Here is a 20800-nt window from a genome sequence, read left to right on the forward strand (position 1 = left end):
TTGGTACTTGGCAGCCGCTCTCGACTGGCTCCGATGAGCTGATTGTCCTCACGCCCTAGCCCCAGCCCGGCGTAGCGGTACCGGATGTTGCTGCTGGTAGACGCCTGAAATGGCCGGTTGGCAACGGAACCCTTGAAATCGGCCACCCGCAGCCGGCGGTTGGGCTGCCACATAATTTCGCGCGCATAAGCCGTCAGGTCGGTCAGGCGCAGGGCCCGGGCCCGAATCTGGTGGCAGGTGCTCATCATGGACGGTAGGCGGTGCTCGTAGATGCGGAGCGCATTGGCCCCCAGCGCCCGCGCCTTATCAGAAGCCAGGGCCACTACCGTTTCGTAGTCGCAGCTCAGTGTAAAGCCCGAGTCGCGGATAACGATGTCGCCCAACTCCTCGGCCGGCCCCTCGAAGACTTGGTCTTCGGTAATTACCAGAAACTCGGCCGTTGGGGCTGTAGGAGTAACAGGCATTACCGGGCCCGCCATGCCGAGGGTAGCGGGTTGGATGATGGCCCGCGGGGCGCAGGCGGTGGCCGCCAGGCCCAGCAGCGAGTAAAGGAGCAGACGCTTCATCGAGAGAAAACGTAATAAAAGAGGGATGCGCTGCCGGGCGCTGGCAGGCTTATTAAAGTACGGCAGCCAGCTTTGGCCCGTAGTCTAGCCGGCCGCTTCCTCTTCGCGGAATAGCTTGGCATCGGCCCAGAAAGTGCCCAGCGGAATAATGGAGGCGAGTAGGGCCAGCGCCGTTTTGCGCCACGACCAGCTATACTGCACCGCTGCCCCAATCACGAGCACGCAATACAGCACAAATAGCGCCCCGTGGGCCATACCTACTACCCGGACGGCCGCTGGCTGGCCAAAAAAGTACTTCAGCGGCATAGCAATGCCCAGCAATAACAAAAAGGAAAGACCTTCCAGAAGGCCAACCAGCCGCAAACGGCCCAGCGAGGAAGCAAAAAACTGTTTCATAAGCATCAACCAGCGGGGGCCATCGAAAGGAGCCGACCCGGCCCAAAGGTACGGCCGCCGCCTCATCCGGTGCTAATCCAGCGGCTTTTACTGGCGCAGGCCTTTCTGCCCAAGCACGCAAACGGCGGCAGCTTCCGAAGAAACTGCCGCCGTTCGGGCATCAGAGCGGGTAGGTATGAGGCTATTGCTTCATGAACCGCTCGTGGAAAGTTTTCTGCCCGTCGCTGACGGTGAGCAAGTACACGCCGGTAGCTAGGTTGGCCACGTTAAGCTGGCCGTTTTCGAAACGGACGTTGGCCACCTTCGCGCCGCGCAAATCGGTAATCGAAGCCGATACTACCGGGGCTTTACCAGCCAGTACAATATTGAGCACACTGGCCGTGGGATTGGGGTACAACGTCAGCGCCTTCTCGAAGCGGCCGTCGCCTACCGTCGCGCCCTGGGCCGCTACATAAACCTCAGTGCTGGCTGCTCCGCCGATGATGGTAACCGAGTAGTCTTCGGTTTCGCCATAGGTGAAGTTATTGCAGCTGGTGGTGGCGGCATTGTCGCTCATGGTTACCCGCATGCGGGTTTTACCAGTCAGGGCCGAAGAAGGGACCGTGAACGTAGCCGCCAGCGTAGCGCTGCTCGACGAAGCGCCCGATACGACCGTCTCGCCGGCATCGGTAAAGTCGCCATCCTGGTTGTAGTCGATGTATACGCGCCAGTTCTCGTTGTAGGCCGTCGAACGGAAACCCGCCGAGATGTTGATGGTCTGCGCCGAACCGGCGGCAATGTCAGTGTTCAGGGCCGTGCCGTTGTAGTAGCCACCATCGGCGCCCGAGGTGCGGTTGATGCTGCCCAGCTTCACGAGGTCAATCCACTCGTAGCTCACGTTGTTGCCCTTGCTGGCGCAGTACGTAACGGCAACTGGTGGGGTCGGAGGAGTAGGCGGGGTTGGTGGCGGCGGTGGGGGCGGGGTGCCACCGGCCGGCGCCGTACCAGCTACCGTAAATGTGCCCAGCGAGCCGTAATCAGAGTAGCCATCGGTGGCGGGGTTGGCCGCGCCGGTGCCATCTACCTGCAGGAAATAGGTGCCGGCGCCCAGCGTGGTGCTCACTGTTGCGTTGAGGCTGCCGCCGGTGTCGTAGGTGCCTACCAGGCCGCCGGTGCTGTTCAGCAGCCGCACTACTACATCGAGGTTGCCATAACGGGCTACCGTATTTACGTTGAAGCTTACCGCGCCGCCGCTGGTGGTAAAGCTGAAGTTGTCTTGGTCGTCGGTGCGTTCAATCACGCCGTTGCCGGTCAGGTTGTCGCTGCTGCGGGCTAAGGGCGTGGCCGTGCCGGTCGTGTTGCCGTGGTCGTCGGCGCGGTAACCTACGTTGTAGGTCGGGCCGCTGATGATTGCCAGGTCGTCCTGGGTCTGGTTGGCATTGGCGTATTCCCCTTTGCTCCACTGGCTGATGGGCTTGTAGTAGCCCACACCCATAATCGGGGCCCACGAGCCCTGGCCTTGGTAGTAGCCCTCACTGGGGCTGGTGCGGCCGTCGTGGCTCAGGCCCAGCGTGTGGCCCACCTCGTGCGAAGCCGCCTCGCCCCCCGATTTGGGGTCGCTCATGAACACCCAGCAGGGCGTATCGTTGTTGTAGCGGAACGACGTGAGGTAGGCCACCCCGCCAGCCCCGGGGGCTGCCGTGTTGGTGGGCGTTACAATCACGCGCATGCGCATGGTTTTGGGGTAGGTATTGAACACGGCCTCGTCGGTGGTCACGTTCATGTCGAAGGGCCGGAAATCCTCGCTCACCAGCTCCCAGAACGCCTGCACTTTGGCCGCGTCGTTCTGAATGCCCGAAGGCGCGGCGTCGATGGGGTTGCCGTTGTTCCAGGGCGTGCCCGATACATACTGGCCATCGAGGTCGATGTAGATGCAGCCCTTGGCACCAGGCAGGCTCTGCAGCGAGGTAACCGCGGCGGCCATGCCGGCCGCGCGGTTGGCCGGGGCCGGCTCGGGGGCCTGGTAGCCCACCGGCTTATCGTAGTTGATGCAGATAATCTCGTTGATGTCGACTTCCTGCACCTGGGCGTTGCCCTGGGCGTCGGTCGAGTAGCGGTAGGCGCGCTTGGTATCCCGGAGCACAATGTGTCCTTCTACCTGCGTGCCCTCTACCCGCACAAAAAACGACGAGTTCGGTACACCCACTAGCTCGCCTACCAGATACTCGCCGGTCGAGGCCAAGTCTTCGCGGTAGTTCACCTGGCCGGTGAAATGCTGGTTGGCAGCCACCCGCAGCGAAACGGTGGGTTTGGGCTGGCGGCGGGCCACATCGGCGGCTACTTCGGTTTCGAGCTGCCGCACCAGGTTTTGCGGGCTACCCAGCGAGTAGGTAGGGCCGGCGGCCTTGTTTTGAGCGAGGGCCGGAGCAGCGGCGGCCAGCAAGGCCACACCGAGCCCATAGGCATAAAGCTTGTTCATAGAAAAGAAGGATTGGTTGTGGAAAAGAGCGGGCGAACTAGCGTGGCAGCCGGGTGAGCTGTTACGCCATCCGGCAAATGTATTATTAATAAGGAAACAGCCAAAGGATGTATTTTCTATATATAGCTTTGATATGTAATATATTGGCCTGCCGCGAGAGAGGTAAACCAGCTGTCAGCTATTCAAAAAAGCTAATTTTGCCCTCTCTGCTACCAGCTGTTTTACTTAAAGTACGAAGTTGGCTTTATTCGAGAATGCCATAATTATATTCAGTTGGCCGGGCTGCGGGTGGCTCCGGGCGTGGGCGCTATGGTTGGCTGGCCCCAAACGGCAGCGGCGACTACCCCTTTCGGAGTAGTCGCCGCTACTGGCATTACCGGAAACCGGAGGAGGCTTAGCCCGCCACCGCCATTTTCACGTTGAAGGCACTCGGGCCTTTCTGGCCCATCTCTACCTCAAAGGTCACCTTGTCGTTTTCCTTGATGGTGAGGCTGCCCAAGTTGTTGGCATGCACAAATACGCTCTGCTGCGTAGCCAGGTCCTTAATGAAACCGTAGCCTTTCGAATCGTTGAAGAACGTAACCGAGCCGGAACGTACCGGATCTTCCTCTTCTATGTCCTCCTGGCGGATAGCGCCAATGCGGATGCTCTCGAGCGGAATCTCCTTCTTTTTCTTGGTCGGATCCGGGGGAGTGTCCACGATGTTGCCGTTCTCGTCAACGTAAGCCATCATCTCATCGAGGCCTTGGCCCTTGCTGGAGTTGGCCAAGCGCTCCTCCTTCTTCTCCGCCTTTTCCTGGCGCTTCTTCAGTCGTTTCTTCTCGTTCTCTCTTTTGCCGAAGGTGGCCTGTGATCTACCCATATACTATGTTTGATTGATGTCGGAGTCGCCTCTGCCGAACAGGAGCGGGGTGGTACAAAAAGCTGCTTACCGGACTGAACAGCCCGAAATCTAGCAAAGTTCCTATATTGAACTCTGGCGAAGGGGGGCGGAAACAGCGTTGCCGGAAGGCAAATGAGCCGTGTTGCAGGAAGGCTGCGGGGCGCGGAGTAAATCAGCGCGGCAGGGGCTAAGCAAAAACAGCAGGGGTAAAGTTACGCCATATTTCCCGCAAAAAGAACACCCTACGGCTATATTCCGGCCAAACCAGGATGCGGCGCGGCCCCGGTGCTCCGGCCGCCACCAAAGAAACACACTGGTGGGGGCGGGACGCAAAAGTGCTGGCGGTATTTCGGGTGCCGAGCGCGAGTCAGCCGAGTACCAGCGCCACTACATCGGGCACTTCGCGCACCTCGCCGGGGGCCAGGCCGGCCAGGGCCACGCCGCCAATGCCCACGCGCACCAGCCGGAGTGTGGGGAAGCCTACGGCAGCCGTCATTTTGCGTACCTGGCGATTTTTGCCTTCCGTAACCGTAATGCTGACCCAGCTGGTAGGGCCGTGCCGGTCGTCGCGGATTTTGCGGGGCCGGGGCGGCAGATCGGGGGCCTCGGGCAGGCGGTGGGCCGCGCCGGGCAGCGTTTGGTAAGGTTGGTGCTCTACGCTGATTTCGACCCCGGTGCGCAGGCGGGCCAGGGCCTCTTCGGTGACGAGCCCGTCGAGCTGGGCGTAATATTCTTTTTCCACATCCTTGCGGCGGATTCGCTCGCTCACCAGGCCGTTGGTCGTGAGCAGCAGCAGGCCCTCGCTATGCTCATCGAGGCGGCCGACGGCCATCGTACCGGCCGGAAAGTCATGTAGTTCGCCCAGAAAACGCTTTTTACGCGCTTCACGGGCATCTTCACTCCGGAACTGGCTTAAGTAGCCAAAGGGTTTGTACAGCAGAAAATGACGGTGTTCGGACACGGCCGCAAAGGTAGGCAGCCCGTTCCGGTTGCCCACGGCCGCTACAACCCCGGCGCGCATGCTCCCGTATCAGGCCCAAGTAACGCAAGTATAGCTGCTAGCCTATATCCGGCCGAGTAGTTTGTTTCACCTGATCCTCTTCTGATGAATAAGTCTCTGCTTCTGATTTCCGCCGCCGCCACCCTGGCCATGGCTTCCTGCAACCAGGACAAGCAGGCTGCTGTAGATGCGGCCACCACGCCCTCGGTCGATACGGCCGTGGTGCTGAATAACAATATGGACTACCAGGCCGACGCCGACCGCACGGTAACCCAGATTGCGAATGACCTGGAGATTGACGACACCACCACCGTGTCGACAATTGGCCGGAGCTACTACGACCGGGGCCGCCGCTTTGCTGAGGTAAATAACCAGTACCGCACCGACACAACCGGTTTCTACGCCGCCCAGCGGGCCGTGAACGACGAAACCGACAATACGGTGAAAGGCGTTGTAAACGAAGACCAGTACGGTGTCTATAGTGAGAACCGTGGTACATACTATGCCGGTACGCCCTACACGCCGGCCCCGGCTCCCCGGGTAGTCGTAGTTACCAAGCCCGCCGGCCCCACCATCGTGAAGCGTGAGAAGCGTTTCGGTGGTGATACCAAAATCACGTATTCGAATGGTAAAGTCATTAAGATCGACAAGGACGGCGACACCAAAGTGAAGTACCCTGACGGTACCAAGGTGAAGACCGACGCCGATGACGGCAATGTAAAGGTTAAGGACTAACCTCGCTTTTAGTCCTGATACAAAAGGCCCCGCCCGGATTCACCGGGCGGGGCCTTTTGTATGCCATACTGAATGCAGCTGCTACTCGCGCGTGAACAGGTAGCTCCCCCCGCCCTGCTGCAGCGTAAACGTGTGCCGGTCCGCATCGAAATCCAGCACGATGCCTGCGGGTTCGAAGATGAACTGGGTTTTCGACTTGGCCGTAAGCGACAGGGCCTGCTGACCAGTGGCCTGGGCCAGAAGCGTGGTGCCAGCTGCTGTAACCGTGACTTTGAGCGGCATTTGGGTGCTGGCGTAGGTACCAGTTAACGGGCCCAGGTCGGTGGCAGTAAGGGCCATTGGGGTGGCAGGTCGCAGGTCGGGCAGGCGGTAGGGTGTGCCATAATAGCTGGCCAGCGCCCCGATGAGCACGTCGTTGAGCGGGAAGTTGCTCCCGTTCTGGCAGTAGGCCAGCGCCAGCTTGTCGGCGGGGAAGTAGATGAGGCTGGACTGGAAGGCATCGATAACTCCGCCATGCCCGTAGCCTTTTTTAGTGCCGAATGGTATAGCTGTCAGGGCCGCGCCGTAGCCGTCCTGCAAAACCATCATCTGCTCCAGAGTGGCCGGTTTCACGAGCCGCCCCCCGAATAAGCCCTCGATAAAACGCGTGAGGTCGGCGGGGGTAGACACCAGCGCGCCGGCTCCGCCGGGAATGCTCATGTCCGTTTCCGGCTCGGGCTGCCAAGCGCTGCCTGACCACCTGAACGAGGCCGCTTCCTGCTTTTTGGTATCAATGGGGCCACCGTAATACGTTTCCTTCAGGCCCAGCTTGCCGGTAATACGTTTTTGCAGCACCTGTTTGTAGGGCTGGCCCGTAACCCTCTCTAGTATGTAGCCCAGCAGTAGGTAGTTGGTATTGCTGTACTCAAACTTGGCTCCCGGCTCAAAATCCGGGGCTGGCTTGCTCATAATTGCCAGCATTTGGGCCTGGGTCTGGGGCTTGGCCATGTACGTTGCGTAGGCCACGTCGCTGGTGAAGCTGTGCAGGCCGCTGCGGTGGTGCAACAGCTGGTCGACGGTGATGCGGGTGGCGTTGGGCAACTGCGGAAACCAGGTGGCCAATGGCGCGTCCAGCTTTAGCTTGCCTTCTTCCACGAGCTGCATCAGCAGGGTAGCGGTGAAGAGCTTGCTGATGGAGCCAATGCGGTAGCGTGTGGCCGCGGTAGCCGGCACACCCGGTTGCTCCTGCCCGAAGGCGCGGCTGTACACCACTTTGCCATTCTGCGACAACGTGAGGCTGCCCATAGCCCGGTGGTTGGCTTCGAGGCTGGTGAGCAGGCTGTCGAGCCGGGGTTGGTTGAAGCTGCCTTGAGCCAGAGCGGAGCTGGCGCTAAAGCAGGCGGGCAGGAGGACCAAAGCGAGTTTACGTAGCATACAGACAGTGGAATAAGGGGGAAGACGGATCAAAAAAACCAGCTATATCGGAAAAGCTGAATTATTTTCAACCACCACCCTTATTCTTGCCGTCAACTACCTCATTCACCTTGCTTTATCACCCCGAACCCGCGTAGATCGGCCGCAATGCGCTGGTTCCAGCGGTTCTGGGCGTCGGCGTCGGTGCCGCCTGAGGTTTCCCGGTCGTACTGGTCCTGCAGGCGGTTCATCTCGCGGAAGGAATCCAGGTACTGCCAACCCAGAATGCTCTGGTAATCGGCCACCGTGAGGCTGTCGGGGCCCACCTTGCGCCGGAACCGCTCGGCCACCAGCTGCACAATATCGAAGTGGCGCTGCTCGTGGTTGAGGTTGTAGGCCGTGCGCTGTCCCTCGGCCACCCACGAGGAAGTGCGCACCACATATACCTGCAGCTCAATATCGAGCACTACCACACCCTGGCGCACCCGCGGCCGGGTTCGGTAACCGAAGCTCGGGAATACGGCCGCTGCATACTGGCCTTTGGACCGGGGCATGCCCGTAAAATCGGCCCAGGCTAGCGGGTGGGCCGGGTCGTAAAACAGCGTGTCGGGCTCGGTTTGGCGGGTGTCGTAACGAAAGGTGGGTTGCACGGCCGTGGCCAGCCGGACATCATGGGCTGCCGCCGTGGCCAGCCAGCCATTGAAATGGCGCAGGCCGCCCAGCAGCGCCTGGCTCAGGGCGGTTTCTACCACGGCCCGGCTGGCGCGGGCGCGGCCGTAGCGGGCCGCACCGCGGTATTCGGTGAGCATAATGCTTCGGCCTTCGGGGTTGCGCCACTCAAAAGCCAGGTGAAGGGCAATGGTACCATTGGCGGCACCATTCGGGCCAGGTGTTTCGCGTACCTGCAACTCCAGCACCCGCAGCGTGATGGGGTAGCGGCCAGTAGTGGCGGCCGGCAGCGTGGCAGCAGCAAACTGTTGCAGCGCCGCCGCTGTGCCGTTTCGCAATTCGGCCGGCTGGGCTACTGTTGCGGTGCCAGCCGCCGGTGCGGCGGGCAGCAGCAGTGCCACCGCCGGCCGGCCCGGCCGCTCGTCGCGCACGGCGGCTACGCTGAACAGTGCCGGCCCGAAACCGGCCGCAACCGGCCGTAGCACCAGCGGGGCTTCAGCAGCGGGCAGCAGCAGGTGCAACAGCAGCAAAACCAGATTCAGCGTAAGCATCACTCACCAGACAACTGTGGCCCGCGGCTTGTTCCGGAGTGAAGTGCGAAGGAAGTGCTGAAGTACAGACAACGTGTTACCCTCACCCCGTTGCTTGCGCTTTCAGCCCCCGCCCAGCCGCTGGCGGCGGTACTCGGTGGGGCTTTGGCCGGTGAACTTGCGGAACGTTTTGTTGAAGTGCGACAGGTTGTTGAACCCACAGGCGTAGCAAACCTGCGTAATGGCCAGATCGTCGTCGAGGAGCAGCCGGCAGGCCTGGCCCACGCGATACTCCTGCACGAAATCGGTGAGCGTGTGGCGGGTCATCTTCTTGAAGTAGCGGCAGAAGGCCGGTACCGAGAGGTAGGCCACATCGGCTACCTCCTGCACCGAGAGGGTGGCGCGCTGGTAGTGCTGCTCCACAAACTGATACACCCGGCTCAGGCGCTGCTGTTCCTTGCCACTCAGGCCTTGGCCGCCGGCTCCCGCGTGCAGCGGCTGGCAGTCGGGGGTGGGGGCGGCCTGGGCCAGCTGCTGCAGGGCCTGCAGCAGCAGCAGCAACCGTGCGAAGGGCGGGGCCACCAGCAGCTGCCGCAGCAGCGGCCCCACCGCCTGGCGGGTAGTAGCTCCGAACGACAGCCCCTCGTGCGAGCGGGCCAGCAGTTGCCGGATGGCCACCATCTCCGACCGCTCCCAGAAATCAGGCCCCAGGAAGTCGCCGCGCAGCTGCACCACAATTTCTTCGAACGGCGTGCCTACCGGCTGGCCGTAGCTGAAGGTCAGGTGCGGCAAGTCGGGTCCGATAAGTACTAGTTCGCCATCTTCGAACCGCGAAATATGCTGACCGATATGCCGCCGTCCGTGGCCCCGCGGGATATACACCAGCTCGTACTCGGGGTGATAGTGCCAGAGCAGGTCGGCCTTGCTTACCTGCGTGTAGTGCAACAGCGTAAACGAACTGTCGGCGGTTGGATGGATGGGCTCAAATTGTAGCTTCACGGCGCAAAATGGTGCCTCAATGGCGGAATGAGAGCGTGAAGTTAACACAATTGGTCAACCAGGCACTATGAATGGCGAATAAGGCAGTAGTTATCTAATTGAAGCTTAGTGACCTTTGTATAGTAAAATCGGCTTCGGTGCTAAACCGGACCTATCAGGCCAGCTTTTAGGGGTTGGGCGCAGGTTTTACAAAAGCATAACAACGGTGCCAGCCTGTGGCTGTGCCCCGGGCGAGGAATCTGCAACTTCCCCGCCGCCCTGGCCGGTTTAAAGGATAAGGCCGGCCGGCGTGTGAGGTGTGAATAAGGTGGTGTATCCGCACCAAACATCCAGCGACTTTGGGTGGGAATTTTAGTCGCTGGCCGTTTACCGGGCCTTTTTAAGGGTCGGCAAACGCAAAAGAGGTTGAGGCTGTGGGAGCTTCAGCCTCTTTTTTTTGCCCGCTCCCGTATGAGATGGAACTCCCCGTACCTTTTTGCTCGTATTTTGGGGCCACCCAAGCTGTACCCTATGCGTTCATTCCTGCTGTGCTCGGTCCTCCTGCTGCTTTGCCTGCCGAGCATTGCCTGGGCTCAGCAGCCCGATACCACTCGCATCCGCCTCGAAAACGTGGATGTGGCCCCCCTCGCCGCCGACATTTCGGGTTGGCTGCTGCTTGATAAGGATATTCAGACCGAGCTGGAGGGCGCCGTTTACAACCTCTACAATTTCAAGTACGACAAGGCCGAGCGGCAGTTCCGGAGCCTGCGCCGCCGCTACCCCCAGCACCCGATGCCGTATTTTCTGCTCGGGCTCAGCACCTGGTGGAAAATAATGCCCAGCAACATCACCAATAAGCAGTACGACAAGGTGTTTCTGGCCTATATGGACACGGCCATTACCCGGGGCGAGGCACTTTACAAGAAAGACAACAGGAACTACGAAGCCAGTTTTTTCCTGTCGGCGGCCTACGGTTTTTCGGCCCGTCTGAACGCCGAGCGCAGCAACTGGCGCAAGGCCACCGTTGAGAGCAAGCGCGCCCTGAGCTACCTCGAAAAGAGCCGCGAGGCCAACGGCCTCAGCCCCGAGTTTCTGTTCGGCCAGGCCCTCATCAACTACTACGCCCCCTGGATTGCCGACAACTACCCGCTGCTGCGGCCGGTGATGCTGTTTTTCCCGAGGGGCAACAAGCAGCTGGGCCTGCAGCAGTTGCGCAACGTAGCGGTAAACGGCTTTTACACCGGCCCCGAGGCCAAGGTGTTCCTGATGAAGATTCTGCAGAACCAGGAAAACAAGCCGGCCGAGGCCCTGCCCATCGCCCAGCAGATGGCCACCACCTACCCCGACAACGGCTATTTTCAGCGCTTTTATGCCCTGATGAGCTACCAGGTGGGCGACCTGCGCGAGTGTGAGCGGGTGAGCCGCGACATTCTCGACAAGATAAACAGGGGGATGCCGGGCTACGAAGGCATCAGCGGGCGCTACGCAACGTTCTTTCTGGGCAGCCTGATGGAAAGCCGCTACCAGGACTTGGATAAAGCCCGCGACTACTACCAGCGCTGCGTGGTGTTCTCCGAAAGTACCGGCGACAACCAGCAGGGCTTCTACCTCTACGCCCTGCTCAACCTAGCCCGCATCTCCAACAAACAAAACAACCCCGAAGACGCTACCCGCTACTACCAGGAGGTGTTCAAAAAGGCCGACCGCAAATCAGAGGCTCAGAAAGAGGCCAAGGCTTACCTGCAGAAGAACAACAAGAAGAAGAAAAAGTAGCGTTGTAGTGGTCAGAAAAGAATGAGGTGCTTCTCTGACCACTACAACGCTACTGCTCCTTGAACACGGTGTCGATGGCCAGGCCGGCGGCCAGAAGCAGTATGTTAGAGGCCGCCTGCTGCTCGCCCATGTCGTGTATGGAAATCAGGTAGTTATCGGCCGTAGTGAACAGCTCACGGCCCAAACCGGCCCATTTCTTCGTAACAAGCCCGATTTCCTGGCCCGTGGCGCTGACAAACGTAAAGTCCCAGCCCTTCCAGTTGCCCTTTACCTCGGCTACCAGCACATCCTGTGGCGAATACACATTAAAACCGCCCCCCAGCGTGAAGAGCTTGCTCTTGAAATAGCCTACGGGCTGGCTCTGCGCATCGTACACGTGTACTTTCGACCGCACAAACGTGAAGCCCCGCTCAATACGGAACAGCGGCGGCGCTTCGGCGTGCTCGCGCACCGTAATGGTTACCGGCAGCATCTGCTTGCCCACTACAAGGCGCAGGGCCAGCACCCAACCAGGCGTGGTTTCTATGGCGTAAGCCAGCTGCTGCTGGGTTTCGGGGTCGAGGATGTCGTAGGTGTCTTTGAGCTTAAAGGCGCCCACGTGTTCGCGAATGAAGTAGCTGTTACGGTTGAGCATAAGAAGGAGGGGAAAAGGGTGTTTGATGCATCGCAAGCTACGGTTTTGCCTCTGCCTTATCGTATTGGGGCTGCTGGTCAACTGAACAATTGCCAGGCTTTCGGGGTATGAACAGCCAGCGTCTTCCGCATTGGGCCGGGCGCGTTCCACCTGTTTTGATACTCTTATCCTATGGTTTCTGCTCCCACTGCCCCTGCTGCTACCCAACTATCCATTCCTGCGCTGTTTGCCCGCCAGCAGGGCCGCGCCGAGGCCTTGCGCCGCGAAGCCGTGAGCAGCCGCGCTGCCCGCCTGCGCCGCCTCGATGCCTGGCTGACCGACAACCGCGACGCTATTTGCGAGGCGCTTTACGCCGATTTTCGCAAGCCCGCCGTCGAAACTGACGTTACCGAAATCTGGTCGTCGCAGACGGAGTTGCGCCACACCCTGCGCCATCTGGAGCAATGGGCGGCCCCGCGCCGGGTGGGCACGCCCATGGCCCTGGTGGGTGCCAACGGCTGGGTGCAGGCCGAGCCCAAGGGCGTTACGCTGATTATTGCGCCCTGGAACTACCCCTTTTACTTGGCTGTCGACCCGCTGATTTCGGCCCTGGCAGCCGGCAACGCGGCCATCATCAAGCCTTCGGAGATGACACCCGCCGTGGCCGAGCTGCTGGCCCGCATGTGCCGCGAGTTGTTCGACGAGGCCGAGGTAGCCGTGGTGCAGGGCGATAAGGACGTGGCTACCGAGCTGCTGAAGCTGCCTTTCGACCATATTTTTTTTACGGGCAGCCCGCAGGTGGGCAAAATTGTGATGCGCGCCGCCGCCGAGCACCTTACCAGCGTGACGCTGGAGCTGGGCGGAAAAAGCCCGGCCGTGGTCGACGAAACGGCCAACCTGCGCGACGCGGCCGAGAAAATCATCTGGGGCAAAGGGCTGAACGCGGGCCAGACCTGCGTAGCCCCCGATTATGTGCTGGTGCATGAAGCCGTGCGCGACGAGCTGGTGGCCGAAATGCGCGCCGCCACCCAGCGGTTCTACTCGCCCGGGGGGCGGCCCGTCAGCGAGTCCGATTCTTTCGCCCGCATCGTAAACGACCATCACTTTGGGCGCGTGGCCGGCCTGCTCGAAGATGCCCGCCAGCAGGGTGCCGAAGTTGCGTTCGGAGGCATTACCGATGCTGCCCAGCGCTTCATCGAACCCACCGTACTGCTCGATGCGCCCGCCGACAGCCGCATCATGCAGGAGGAAATCTTCGGGCCGTTGCTGCCGGTAAGCACCTTCAGCAGCCTCTCGGCGGCCGTTGATGTGGTGAATACCCACCCCAAGCCGCTGGCGCTTTACGTGTTCACGCAGGACAAGGAAAACCAGCGCTACCTGCTCCAGAACATCCCGGCCGGCGGGGCCTGCGTCAACGAAACCATCCTGCATTTGGCCCACCCCGAGCTGCCTTTTGGCGGCTTCGGCAACAGCGGCATCGGCCGTTGCCACGGCCACGCCGGCTTCCTGGCCTTCAGCAACGAAAAATCGGTGCTCAAGCAGCGCGTGGGCCTCACTTCCCTCAAGCCCCTGTACCCGCCCTACACCAATACCGTGAGCAAAATGGTGGGCCTGTTGCTACGCTGGCTGTAACGGCGGATAAGTGAGTTGGTGGATGAGGAAAATCGTTTGTCATCCTGAGCGCAGCGAAGAGTCTTATCACGCTTTACTTACCCTGTTAATGGCTGGTTTATGCACAAAAAGGTCCTTCGCTGCGCTCAAAACGACAAACGGTTTCATTCATCTAACAACTCACACGTTTTGCGCTTTTAGTATGCAAGCCGAGTAGTTTCCAGGAAAAATGCCGACCTTTTATGGCCTGCTTTCCGGTGGGTAGTACTGCCCGATTTCCCGCCTCACCATGCAGTTTACCGAAGCCCAGCGCGCCACCTTGCGCGCCCTTTCCGATACATTCATTCCTGCGCTGGCCCCGCCCGCTGGTGCCGAAGATGCCGCCTACTGGACCCGGCGCGGCTCGGAGGGCATTGATCTGGACAAGATGGCCGAGGCGCTGTCGGCGCAGCCGGCCGGGGCGCAGCAGGAGTTCGGGCAGCTGCTGCGGCTGCTCGATTCGCCGGCTCTGGGCCTGACGTGGTTTGGGGCCCTGAAACCGTTTGGCAAGCTGGATGCCGGACAGCGCGAAAAGCTGCTGCAAAGCTGGGCATCCTCGCAGTTGCCGCAGCTGCGCAAAGGGTTTCAGGCGCTACGCAAGCTGTGTGTGTTTCTGTATTATGGCGGCTCGCAGCCCGAAACAGCCCATTTTGTGTGGGATGCCATCGGGTACGATGGCCCTCAGGTGCCGGCCGAAATCGTAGCGCCCGAACCGGCTGCCCGGCCGTTGCATACGTTGCAGCCCACCCACGATATCACCTACAACTGCGACGTGCTGGTGATTGGCTCCGGGGCCGGAGGCGGCGTGGTAGCCGGTGAGTTGGCCGCCGCCGGCCACGATGTGCTGGTGCTCGAAAAAGGCCCTTACTTCCACGGCACCGACTTTTCGCAGCGCGAGGTGGATATGCTGGGGCAGCTTTACGACGCCCGCGGTACGCTGGGTACCCAGGATGGTGGCGTGGCCCTACTGGCCGGTTCCTGCCTGGGCGGGGGTACTACCGTCAACTGGGCCGGCGCCTTCCGCACCCCCGATTACGTGCTGCAGGAGTGGGCCCGCGAGCATCAGGTGCCGCATTTTACGTCGATGGAGTTCAAGCAGAGCCTGGATGCGGTGAGTCGCACGCTGGGCGTCAATATCGATTACGCCCGCCACAACGGCCAGAACCAGGCCCTGCTCGATGGCTCGCGGCGGCTGGGGCAGGAGGTAAAGCTGATTCCGCGCAACGAGCGCCACACCAACGACTGCGACGAGCACTTTGAAGGCATGGGCTACAGCTGCTTCGGCGACCGGCACAACGTAAAGCAGGGCACGCTCAATACCTACCTGCAAACTGCCTTCGAGCACGGCGCCCGGCTGCTATGCGATACGGAGGTGGCGCGCGTAACCGTAGCCCAGGGCCACGCTACCGGGGCCGAGGCCACCTACACCGGCCCTGACGGCCGACCAGTGCGCGTAACGGTGCGGGCCAAGCGGGTGGTAGTGGCCGGCGGAGCCGTGCAGACGCCGGCGCTGCTGCTGCGCAGCGGCCTGCGCCACTCGCACCTGGGGCAGCACCTGCACCTGCACCCCACGGTGGTAGTTTCGGGCGTATATCCGCAGTGTATGAACTCCTGGCACGGGCCGATGATGTCGGTGGTGAATGACGGGTTTACGATGCTCGACGGCACCAACTTTGGCGCTAAAATTGAAACCCCGCCCGCCCATCCCGGCCTAATGAGCATGGTGATGCCCTGGCTTTCGGGTCGCCAGCATAAGGAACTGATGCATGAGGCGGCCCATATCGGCTCGTTCATCGTGCTCACCCGCGACCGGGACGGCGGCCGGGTTTCCGTCGACAAGCACGGCCAGGCTCTCATCGACTACACCCTCAGCGACTTCGACCGCCACAACATGCTGCGCGGGGTGCGCGCGGCGGCCGAGATACAGGTGGCCGCCGGGGCCCGCACGGTGCTGCTGCCCCACGGCACGCTGCCGTTGCTGCACACCGAAAACGGCCGCCTCCTCAACCCCGAAGTGCTCGACGGGCTGCCCAACCTCAGCTGGAAAGCCAACCAATTCGGCCTCTACAGCGCCCACCAGATGAGCACCTGCCGCATGGGCGGCAACCGGGCTACCCACCCTGCCAGCCCCAGCGGCGAGCTGTACGAAGTGAAAGACCTGTTCGTGGCCGACGGCTCGGCCTTCCCGGCCTGCAGTGGCGTCAACCCCATGCTCACCATCATGGCCCTGGCCCACTACACGGCCCAGCAGCTCAAAAACAGTTGAAGCTGTTTAGGAAGTACCCGGAATCAATTAGAACGTCATGCTGAGCGCAGCCGAAGCATCTCTACCGCTTCGCTGAGTGACTGTAACGAAACGGTAGAGATGCTTCGGCTGCGCTCAGCATGACGTTCTTCACTATCCACCGAAATCAGACCCGACGGGGCTTTTCGCGTAGGTAGGATTTTCGCTCCCTGAATTTCTCCTTTATGACTTTCCGTATTCCTTTGGCGATGGTGCTGGCGGCTGGTTTGCTGGGCAGTGCCTGTGCGCGCCGACCGGCCGCTGAGGCTACCAGCACTACCGTGGCCCCCGCCAAATCGGGCCGCGAGGTGCGGGCCGAAGCCAAGGCCGTAGCCGCCGCGCCGCCCGCTGCCCGCGACCTGACCGATGTGCTGACCGAGCAGCTGAGTCTGACGGATGAGCAGCGCAGCAGCGTGCGGAAGATTTTCACCAACACCCTCGCGCAGGCCAAGCAGGCCCAGGAGCGCCTCAAAAGCAACCGTCCGGCACTGCTGGCCGAGCTGAAAAGCATTAATGCCACCTCCGACCGTGAGCTGCAGCAGGTGCTCAGCCCCGAGCAATACCAGCAGCTGAAAGCCAAGCAGAAGCAGGTGCAGGAGCAGATGCGGGCCCGCAAAAAATAGCCGTACCCAACCCGATTTGCTGCCTTCTCCGGCTCGCTTTTTCACCGACCTTCCTTTATGTCCGCCTCCCTCATTCAAACGCCTGAAACCACTCACCGCGTCCGGTTTCAGGACTGCGACATGCTCGGCCACCTCAACAATGCCCGCTACCTCGACTACTTCCTGAATGCCCGCGAGGAGCACGCCTTGCAGCACTACGCCCTGAACCTGGGCCAGCAGGCGCAGGAGCAGGCGGCCGGCTGGGTGATTACCAAGCACCACATTGCCTACCTGCGGCCCGCCCGCCACGCCGAAACAGTGCGTATCCGTACCCAGCTCATCCACTTCGATAACTCGAACCTGGTGGTGGAGATGCAGATGCTGCGCGAAGACAGTCTGCAGTTGAAAGCCCTACTGTGGTCGGAAATGACCTTGGTACGCTTGCCGAGCGGCACCCGCACCGAGCACTCGTCCGCCCTGATGGAGCTGCTCGAACAGCTCGATGTGAACGAGGTGGACTACGAGCCCGACGGATTCGATGAGCGGGTTCGAGAGCTGCGTAAACACTTTAAAAGTGCCCGCAAAGGCGAAGGCTGATGGTCGGTAGGAGTGGGCCAAGGCCATAATCCTGCTCAACCTCCGGCTGCAGCAGCCGTTAAAGAAGAACCGAAGGCGCTCGGCGCTTTCGGTTTTTTATTTTCTACCATAACACCGATCCACCATGAGCATTTTTGGAAGCGACGCCCTCAAAGGCAAAAAAATAGCCATTATCGCCACCGACGGTTTCGAACAGTCGGAGCTTGAAAAGCCCAAAAAATACCTCGAAGCAGAAGGCGCCGAAACGCACGTCATTTCGCTGAAAAGCGGCTCGATTAAGGGCTGGGACGAGAAGGACTGGGGCAATAAAGTAGATGTGGACAAGGTAATCGGCGACGTAAAGGTGGCTGACTATGATGCCTTGGTACTGCCCGGCGGCCAGATGAACCCCGACGTGCTGCGTACCAAGCCGGAAGTAGTTAGCTTCGTGGGCGAGTTCGTGCGCTCGGGCAAGCCCGTAGCCGCCATCTGCCACGGCCCTTGGGTGCTGATTGAAGCCGATGTGGTGCGCGGCAAAAAAGTAACCAGCTGGCCCAGCCTCCAGACCGACATCAAAAACGCCGGCGGCCACTGGACCGACGAAACCGTGGTAGTCGATGGCAACCTCATCACCAGCCGCAACCCCCAGGATATTCCCAACTTCAACGAGAAGATAAAGGAAGCCCTGACCGGGAAAAAGTAGCATACGCTTAACCGTCTGTCAACCTGATGAAAGAAGGACCTTATCCCGCTAAGAAGAACCGTTGATACGGCCTTTTTAGTGGGACAAGGTCCTTCTTTTGTCAGGATGACAGATATCCGACTGTTTATGAAGCTGTTTATAAAGTAGAAAGAACGTCATGCTTCATCTGGCGTCCGCGCAGTCGAAGCATCTCTACCGCTTCGTAACAGCTATTCAGCGAAACAGTAAAGATGCTTCGACTGCGCGGACGCCAGATGAAGCATGACGTTTCATTGGTACACTGGGTTTTTAAACAGTTTCTATTGCACCAGCTGCGCCGCAAACTGGTGGTAGATGAAGTAGAAAGTCAAATCGAAGAAGAGCAGGAAGCCGCCTTGTAGCCACAGCGAGCGGGCGTAGCCGCGCAGGCGTTCGGGCCGCTCGGCGGTGTCGGCGCGGCGGTGCAGCCAAAGGCCGATGAACAGGTAGCCCACATCAAGCGCCGCATTGATAAGGAGCAGGTTCTCGAACCGGGCCTGGGCTGCCAGGCTTTCGGTGAGTGAGAGGCCCGCTACGCCCCAGGGGTTGGCCTGCAAAACGCCCCATACGGCCACCAGCGTGTTCACCACGTTCCAGGCCACGTTCATGAAGTGAAAGTGGTGTGCTTCGGTGCGCGCATCGGTGCGCGCCACATAGTAGCCGCTCACAACCAGGTTCAGCAGCCCCCATAGACCGAGCAGCACCATGCCGCGCTCGGCCATCAGCTCGCGGGCGTGGTTGAGGGCGGGTAAATCGGCAATGGGCAGCGACATACGGTAGGGGAGAGAAACGAAAAAGAGGAAGCCTGCAGGCTTCCTCTTTGTTTACGAAGTCCGGGAACGGCTAGCGGTTGAAACCAATGCCGACATAGACTTGGAACGCCCCGTTTTTGATGTTGGTGAGGGCACGGTTGCCGGTTTTGTTGAAGTCCTGGTCTTCTATGATGTCGTTGAAGCCGGCTACGTAGCGGCCTCCTATGCGGGCCGGGCCCACGCGGGCCTCTATACCAGTGGCTAGGCCGTAATCGAGGCTTTTGTAAGCGTAGCTGAATTTGCCACCTTCATTGGCCAGCTTGCGCTCCACGCCGTTTTCCTGCACCTTAGTCAGCAGGGAAACCTGCGGGCCGGCATGGATGCTTACGTTATCGAAAATGTTGTACACCAGCAGCACTGGCACCTGAACGTAGTCGAGGCGGGTATCGTAAGCTCCGTTTACTGTCTGGCCCTGGGCGTTGGGTAGGCCGTTGTTGCCGGCAAAGCCTTGGCGGCTATACAGCAGCTCAGGCTGAATAGAGAACTTGTCGCTGAAGCCATACTGGGCATACACGCCAGCATGAAAGGTGTTGTAAACACCTTCGTCGGAGTAGTTCTTCTTGTCGTCGCCACGGAAATGGGCGGCTGTGAAACCACCTTTAATGCCAAAGCCGGTGTTGCGCGAGTCGGATCCGCCGGAAGTCGCCGGGTAGTCGGTCGAAGAACGGACGCCGTCGGGGCCGGTGGTTTGCGCCAGGGCCGGCACGCTCAGTAGCAGGCCCGTGGCCAGTGTTAGCGGAAGAGTAAGATTTTTCATGGGAGAACGTCGAGAATAGTAAGAGTGAAATAAGCAGCGCCACTATAGGGCCGGCTGCTTTAGTAGCCCTATACTGCCTCATGCGGCGAAGGTTACATTGCAGCAGGGGGGCAAACCTTAATTTTATACGCCGGGCAGCTGGCTTTATAGGGGGGCTGGGCTATCTTTGGCCTCTGCAACTGCCGTCAGGCAGGTTATGCCGATAAACACTCAGGGGTGTTAGCTCAGTTGGTTCAGAGCACTACCTCGACAAGGTAGGGGTCATCGGTTCGAGCCCGATACGCCCCACAAAAGCCCGATAAATCCGGGAAATAACCGCCCTTATCCGGCGGTTATTTTTGTTAAGACAGTAGCGGTTAAAACGACCGTAGCTGGGCCGGGTGCCGCCGAAGTACCACGCCGCCGGTTAACCAATAGCGCCCGTAGTAGCCGCGCCGTTGGCCGAAACGGGCGCACCTTTCCTGCATCATCTCTTTTTCCAGCTCCGTGCATGCTTTCCATTGCCTGGCACCCCGTTTATGCCCATCCGCTGCCGGCCAGCCACCGCTTTCCCATGCTCAAGTACGAGCTTCTGCCCGAGCAGCTGCTGCGCGAGGGCACGGTGCCCGAATCGGCCTTTTTTGCGCCCCAGCCGCCGCCCGAAGCCGATGTGCTGCGGGTGCATGACGCGGACTATTTTCGCCGTCTGCAGGCCGGCGAGCTGAGCCGGCAGGAGGAGCGGGCCACCGGCTTTCCCTGGAGCCTGGAGCTGATTACCCGCGAAACGACCATTTTGGGCGGTACGCTGGAGTGCGCCTGCCGGGCCTTGGCCAGCGGTGGAGTGGCCCTCAACATTGCCGGCGGCACCCATCACGCCTTCCGCGACCGGGGCGAAGGGTTCTGCCTGCTCAACGACCAGGCCGCCGCCGCCGCCTATCTGCTGGCGCATCCCGCATTGGGCGTGCGCCGGGTGCTCATCATCGACCTCGATGTACACCAGGGCAACGGTACGGCCGCTATTTTCGACCACGAGCCGCGCGTATTCACGCTCAGCGTGCACGGTGCCCGCAACTACCCGCACCGCAAGGAGCAGTCGGACCTCGACCTGCCCCTGCCCGACGGTACCGATGACACTACTTACCTGGCCCTATTGCGCGATACACTGCCCCGCCTGCTGGCCGAGCACCAGCCCGATTTCGTATTTTACCTGGCTGGGGTAGATGTGCTGGCCACCGATAAGCTGGGCCACCTGGGCCTGAGCCGCGAAGGCTGCCGCCAGCGCGATGCCTACGTACTTGGCCTCTGTCACCAGCACGGCCTGCCGGTGGTAGTGTGCATGGGCGGCGGCTACTCGCCCAGTATCATCGACATCATAGAAGCGCACGCCAACACGTTCCGCGTAGCCGCCGATTTATGGGGCTAAGCA

At 60.6% G+C, this 20800-nt stretch carries 19 protein-coding genes and 1 tRNA gene; 9 read left to right on the forward strand and 11 right to left on the reverse strand.

Annotated features, from left to right (window positions below; all coding sequences use genetic code 11):
- From HW554_RS17110 to HW554_RS17130, 5 genes are all read right to left on the reverse strand, one after another.
- On the reverse strand, positions 1–566 hold a 566-nt coding region (locus HW554_RS17110; protein ID WP_218134765.1), incomplete at its 3' end, for a hypothetical protein.
- 84 nt (positions 567–650) lie between these two features.
- On the reverse strand, positions 651–962 hold the full coding sequence (locus HW554_RS17115; RefSeq protein WP_116940238.1) for a DUF3817 domain-containing protein: 312 nt from the start codon (positions 960–962) through the stop codon (positions 651–653).
- A 181-nt stretch (positions 963–1143) separates the two neighbouring features.
- Positions 1144–3420 carry a GEVED domain-containing protein gene (locus HW554_RS17120; protein WP_176909797.1) on the reverse strand — a complete coding sequence of 759 codons (2277 nt, stop codon included), beginning with the start codon at positions 3418–3420 and terminating at the stop codon, positions 1144–1146.
- Between the two features lie 394 nt (positions 3421–3814).
- Positions 3815–4282 carry a cold-shock protein gene (locus HW554_RS17125; RefSeq protein ID WP_176909798.1) on the reverse strand — a complete coding sequence of 156 codons (468 nt, stop codon included), beginning with the start codon at positions 4280–4282 and terminating at the stop codon, positions 3815–3817.
- Between the two features lie 388 nt (positions 4283–4670).
- The gene (locus tag HW554_RS17130; protein ID WP_176909799.1) at positions 4671–5324 is read right to left on the reverse strand and encodes a pseudouridine synthase; all 654 of its coding nucleotides are present in this window, start codon (positions 5322–5324) and stop codon (positions 4671–4673) included.
- Positions 5325–5408: 84 nt separating this feature from the next.
- On the opposite strand from HW554_RS17130, the gene HW554_RS17135 reads away from it, so the two are divergent.
- Complete coding sequence (locus tag HW554_RS17135) at positions 5409–6038, forward strand: T-complex 10 C-terminal domain-containing protein (RefSeq protein ID WP_176909800.1); 630 nt, start codon at positions 5409–5411, stop codon at positions 6036–6038.
- A gap of 81 nt (positions 6039–6119) precedes the next feature.
- Here HW554_RS17135 and HW554_RS17140 read toward each other — a convergent pair whose 3' ends face one another.
- The 3 genes from HW554_RS17140 to HW554_RS17150 all read right to left on the reverse strand — a co-directional run bounded on the left by HW554_RS17140 (position 6120) and on the right by HW554_RS17150 (position 9628).
- Positions 6120–7451 carry a serine hydrolase domain-containing protein gene (locus HW554_RS17140; protein ID WP_176909801.1) on the reverse strand — a complete coding sequence of 444 codons (1332 nt, stop codon included), beginning with the start codon at positions 7449–7451 and terminating at the stop codon, positions 6120–6122.
- Positions 7452–7552: 101 nt separating this feature from the next.
- On the reverse strand, positions 7553–8650 hold the full coding sequence (locus HW554_RS17145) for a hypothetical protein (RefSeq protein ID WP_176909802.1): 1098 nt from the start codon (positions 8648–8650) through the stop codon (positions 7553–7555).
- Positions 8651–8752: 102 nt separating this feature from the next.
- The gene (locus tag HW554_RS17150; protein ID WP_176909803.1) at positions 8753–9628 is read right to left on the reverse strand and encodes an AraC family transcriptional regulator; all 876 of its coding nucleotides are present in this window, start codon (positions 9626–9628) and stop codon (positions 8753–8755) included.
- A 510-nt stretch (positions 9629–10138) separates the two neighbouring features.
- On the opposite strand from HW554_RS17150, the gene HW554_RS17155 reads away from it, so the two are divergent.
- Positions 10139–11380 (forward strand): tetratricopeptide repeat protein, encoded by a 1242-nt coding sequence (locus HW554_RS17155; RefSeq protein ID WP_176909804.1) that lies wholly within the window; start codon positions 10139–10141, stop codon positions 11378–11380.
- Between the two features lie 49 nt (positions 11381–11429).
- Here the strand turns inward: HW554_RS17155 and HW554_RS17160 are convergent, their stop codons facing one another.
- The gene (locus HW554_RS17160; RefSeq protein ID WP_176909805.1) at positions 11430–12014 is read right to left on the reverse strand and encodes a phospholipid scramblase-related protein; all 585 of its coding nucleotides are present in this window, start codon (positions 12012–12014) and stop codon (positions 11430–11432) included.
- Positions 12015–12185: 171 nt separating this feature from the next.
- Between HW554_RS17160 and HW554_RS17165 the strand changes: the two genes are divergently transcribed.
- The 5 genes from HW554_RS17165 (at position 12186) to HW554_RS17185 (ending at position 17808) form a co-directional block, all read left to right on the forward strand.
- A complete protein-coding gene (locus tag HW554_RS17165) occupies positions 12186–13625 on the forward strand; it encodes an aldehyde dehydrogenase family protein (RefSeq protein ID WP_176909806.1) in 1440 nt (479 codons plus the stop codon).
- Positions 13626–13893: 268 nt separating this feature from the next.
- Positions 13894–15909 carry an FAD-dependent oxidoreductase gene (locus HW554_RS17170; RefSeq protein ID WP_176909807.1) on the forward strand — a complete coding sequence of 672 codons (2016 nt, stop codon included), beginning with the start codon at positions 13894–13896 and terminating at the stop codon, positions 15907–15909.
- A gap of 203 nt (positions 15910–16112) precedes the next feature.
- Positions 16113–16550, forward strand: a complete 438-nt coding sequence (locus tag HW554_RS17175; protein WP_176909808.1) for a hypothetical protein — start codon at positions 16113–16115, stop codon at positions 16548–16550.
- Positions 16551–16607: 57 nt separating this feature from the next.
- Positions 16608–17126: an acyl-CoA thioesterase gene (locus tag HW554_RS17180; protein ID WP_176909809.1), complete on the forward strand. Its 519-nt coding sequence runs from the start codon at positions 16608–16610 to the stop codon at positions 17124–17126.
- 124 nt (positions 17127–17250) lie between these two features.
- Entirely contained in the window at positions 17251–17808 is a 558-nt protein-coding gene (locus HW554_RS17185; protein ID WP_176909810.1) for a type 1 glutamine amidotransferase domain-containing protein, read from the forward strand.
- Positions 17809–18107: 299 nt separating this feature from the next.
- On the opposite strand, the gene HW554_RS17190 is transcribed toward HW554_RS17185, so the two are convergent.
- Positions 18108–18599, reverse strand: a complete 492-nt coding sequence (locus HW554_RS17190; protein ID WP_176909811.1) for a DUF6992 family protein — start codon at positions 18597–18599, stop codon at positions 18108–18110.
- 70 nt (positions 18600–18669) lie between these two features.
- Entirely contained in the window at positions 18670–19395 is a 726-nt protein-coding gene (locus HW554_RS17195) for a porin family protein (RefSeq protein WP_176909812.1), read from the reverse strand.
- Positions 19396–19608: 213 nt separating this feature from the next.
- Between HW554_RS17195 and HW554_RS17200 the strand changes: the two genes are divergently transcribed.
- Together HW554_RS17200 and HW554_RS17205 are read left to right on the forward strand one after the other, a co-directional pair.
- Positions 19609–19683: transfer RNA gene (locus HW554_RS17200), tRNA-Val, on the forward strand.
- A 202-nt stretch (positions 19684–19885) separates the two neighbouring features.
- Positions 19886–20797 carry a histone deacetylase family protein gene (locus HW554_RS17205; RefSeq protein WP_176909813.1) on the forward strand — a complete coding sequence of 304 codons (912 nt, stop codon included), beginning with the start codon at positions 19886–19888 and terminating at the stop codon, positions 20795–20797.
- The last annotated feature ends 3 nt before the right edge of the window (positions 20798–20800 follow it).

The organism is Hymenobacter lapidiphilus (genome assembly GCF_013377885.1).
GTDB classification, from domain to species: domain Bacteria; phylum Bacteroidota; class Bacteroidia; order Cytophagales; family Hymenobacteraceae; genus Hymenobacter; species Hymenobacter lapidiphilus.

Coding starts and splice junctions, on each gene's coding strand:
- HW554_RS17115 (WP_116940238.1), bottom strand. CDS start 962: ATGAAACAGTTTTTTGCTTCCTCGCTGGGCCGTTTGCGGCTGGTTGGC.
- HW554_RS17120 (WP_176909797.1), bottom strand. CDS start 3,420: ATGAACAAGCTTTATGCCTATGGGCTCGGTGTGGCCTTGCTGGCCGCC.
- HW554_RS17125 (WP_176909798.1), bottom strand. CDS start 4,282: ATGGGTAGATCACAGGCCACCTTCGGCAAAAGAGAGAACGAGAAGAAA.
- HW554_RS17130 (WP_176909799.1), bottom strand. CDS start 5,324: ATGCGCGCCGGGGTTGTAGCGGCCGTGGGCAACCGGAACGGGCTGCCT.
- HW554_RS17135 (WP_176909800.1), top strand. CDS start 5,409: ATGAATAAGTCTCTGCTTCTGATTTCCGCCGCCGCCACCCTGGCCATG.
- HW554_RS17140 (WP_176909801.1), bottom strand. CDS start 7,451: ATGCTACGTAAACTCGCTTTGGTCCTCCTGCCCGCCTGCTTTAGCGCC.
- HW554_RS17145 (WP_176909802.1), bottom strand. CDS start 8,650: ATGCTTACGCTGAATCTGGTTTTGCTGCTGTTGCACCTGCTGCTGCCC.
- HW554_RS17155 (WP_176909804.1), top strand. CDS start 10,139: ATGCGTTCATTCCTGCTGTGCTCGGTCCTCCTGCTGCTTTGCCTGCCG.
- HW554_RS17160 (WP_176909805.1), bottom strand. CDS start 12,014: ATGCTCAACCGTAACAGCTACTTCATTCGCGAACACGTGGGCGCCTTT.
- HW554_RS17165 (WP_176909806.1), top strand. CDS start 12,186: ATGGTTTCTGCTCCCACTGCCCCTGCTGCTACCCAACTATCCATTCCT.
- HW554_RS17170 (WP_176909807.1), top strand. CDS start 13,894: ATGCAGTTTACCGAAGCCCAGCGCGCCACCTTGCGCGCCCTTTCCGAT.
- HW554_RS17175 (WP_176909808.1), top strand. CDS start 16,113: ATGACTTTCCGTATTCCTTTGGCGATGGTGCTGGCGGCTGGTTTGCTG.
- HW554_RS17180 (WP_176909809.1), top strand. CDS start 16,608: ATGTCCGCCTCCCTCATTCAAACGCCTGAAACCACTCACCGCGTCCGG.
- HW554_RS17185 (WP_176909810.1), top strand. CDS start 17,251: ATGAGCATTTTTGGAAGCGACGCCCTCAAAGGCAAAAAAATAGCCATT.
- HW554_RS17190 (WP_176909811.1), bottom strand. CDS start 18,599: ATGTCGCTGCCCATTGCCGATTTACCCGCCCTCAACCACGCCCGCGAG.
- HW554_RS17195 (WP_176909812.1), bottom strand. CDS start 19,395: ATGAAAAATCTTACTCTTCCGCTAACACTGGCCACGGGCCTGCTACTG.
- HW554_RS17205 (WP_176909813.1), top strand. CDS start 19,886: ATGCTTTCCATTGCCTGGCACCCCGTTTATGCCCATCCGCTGCCGGCC.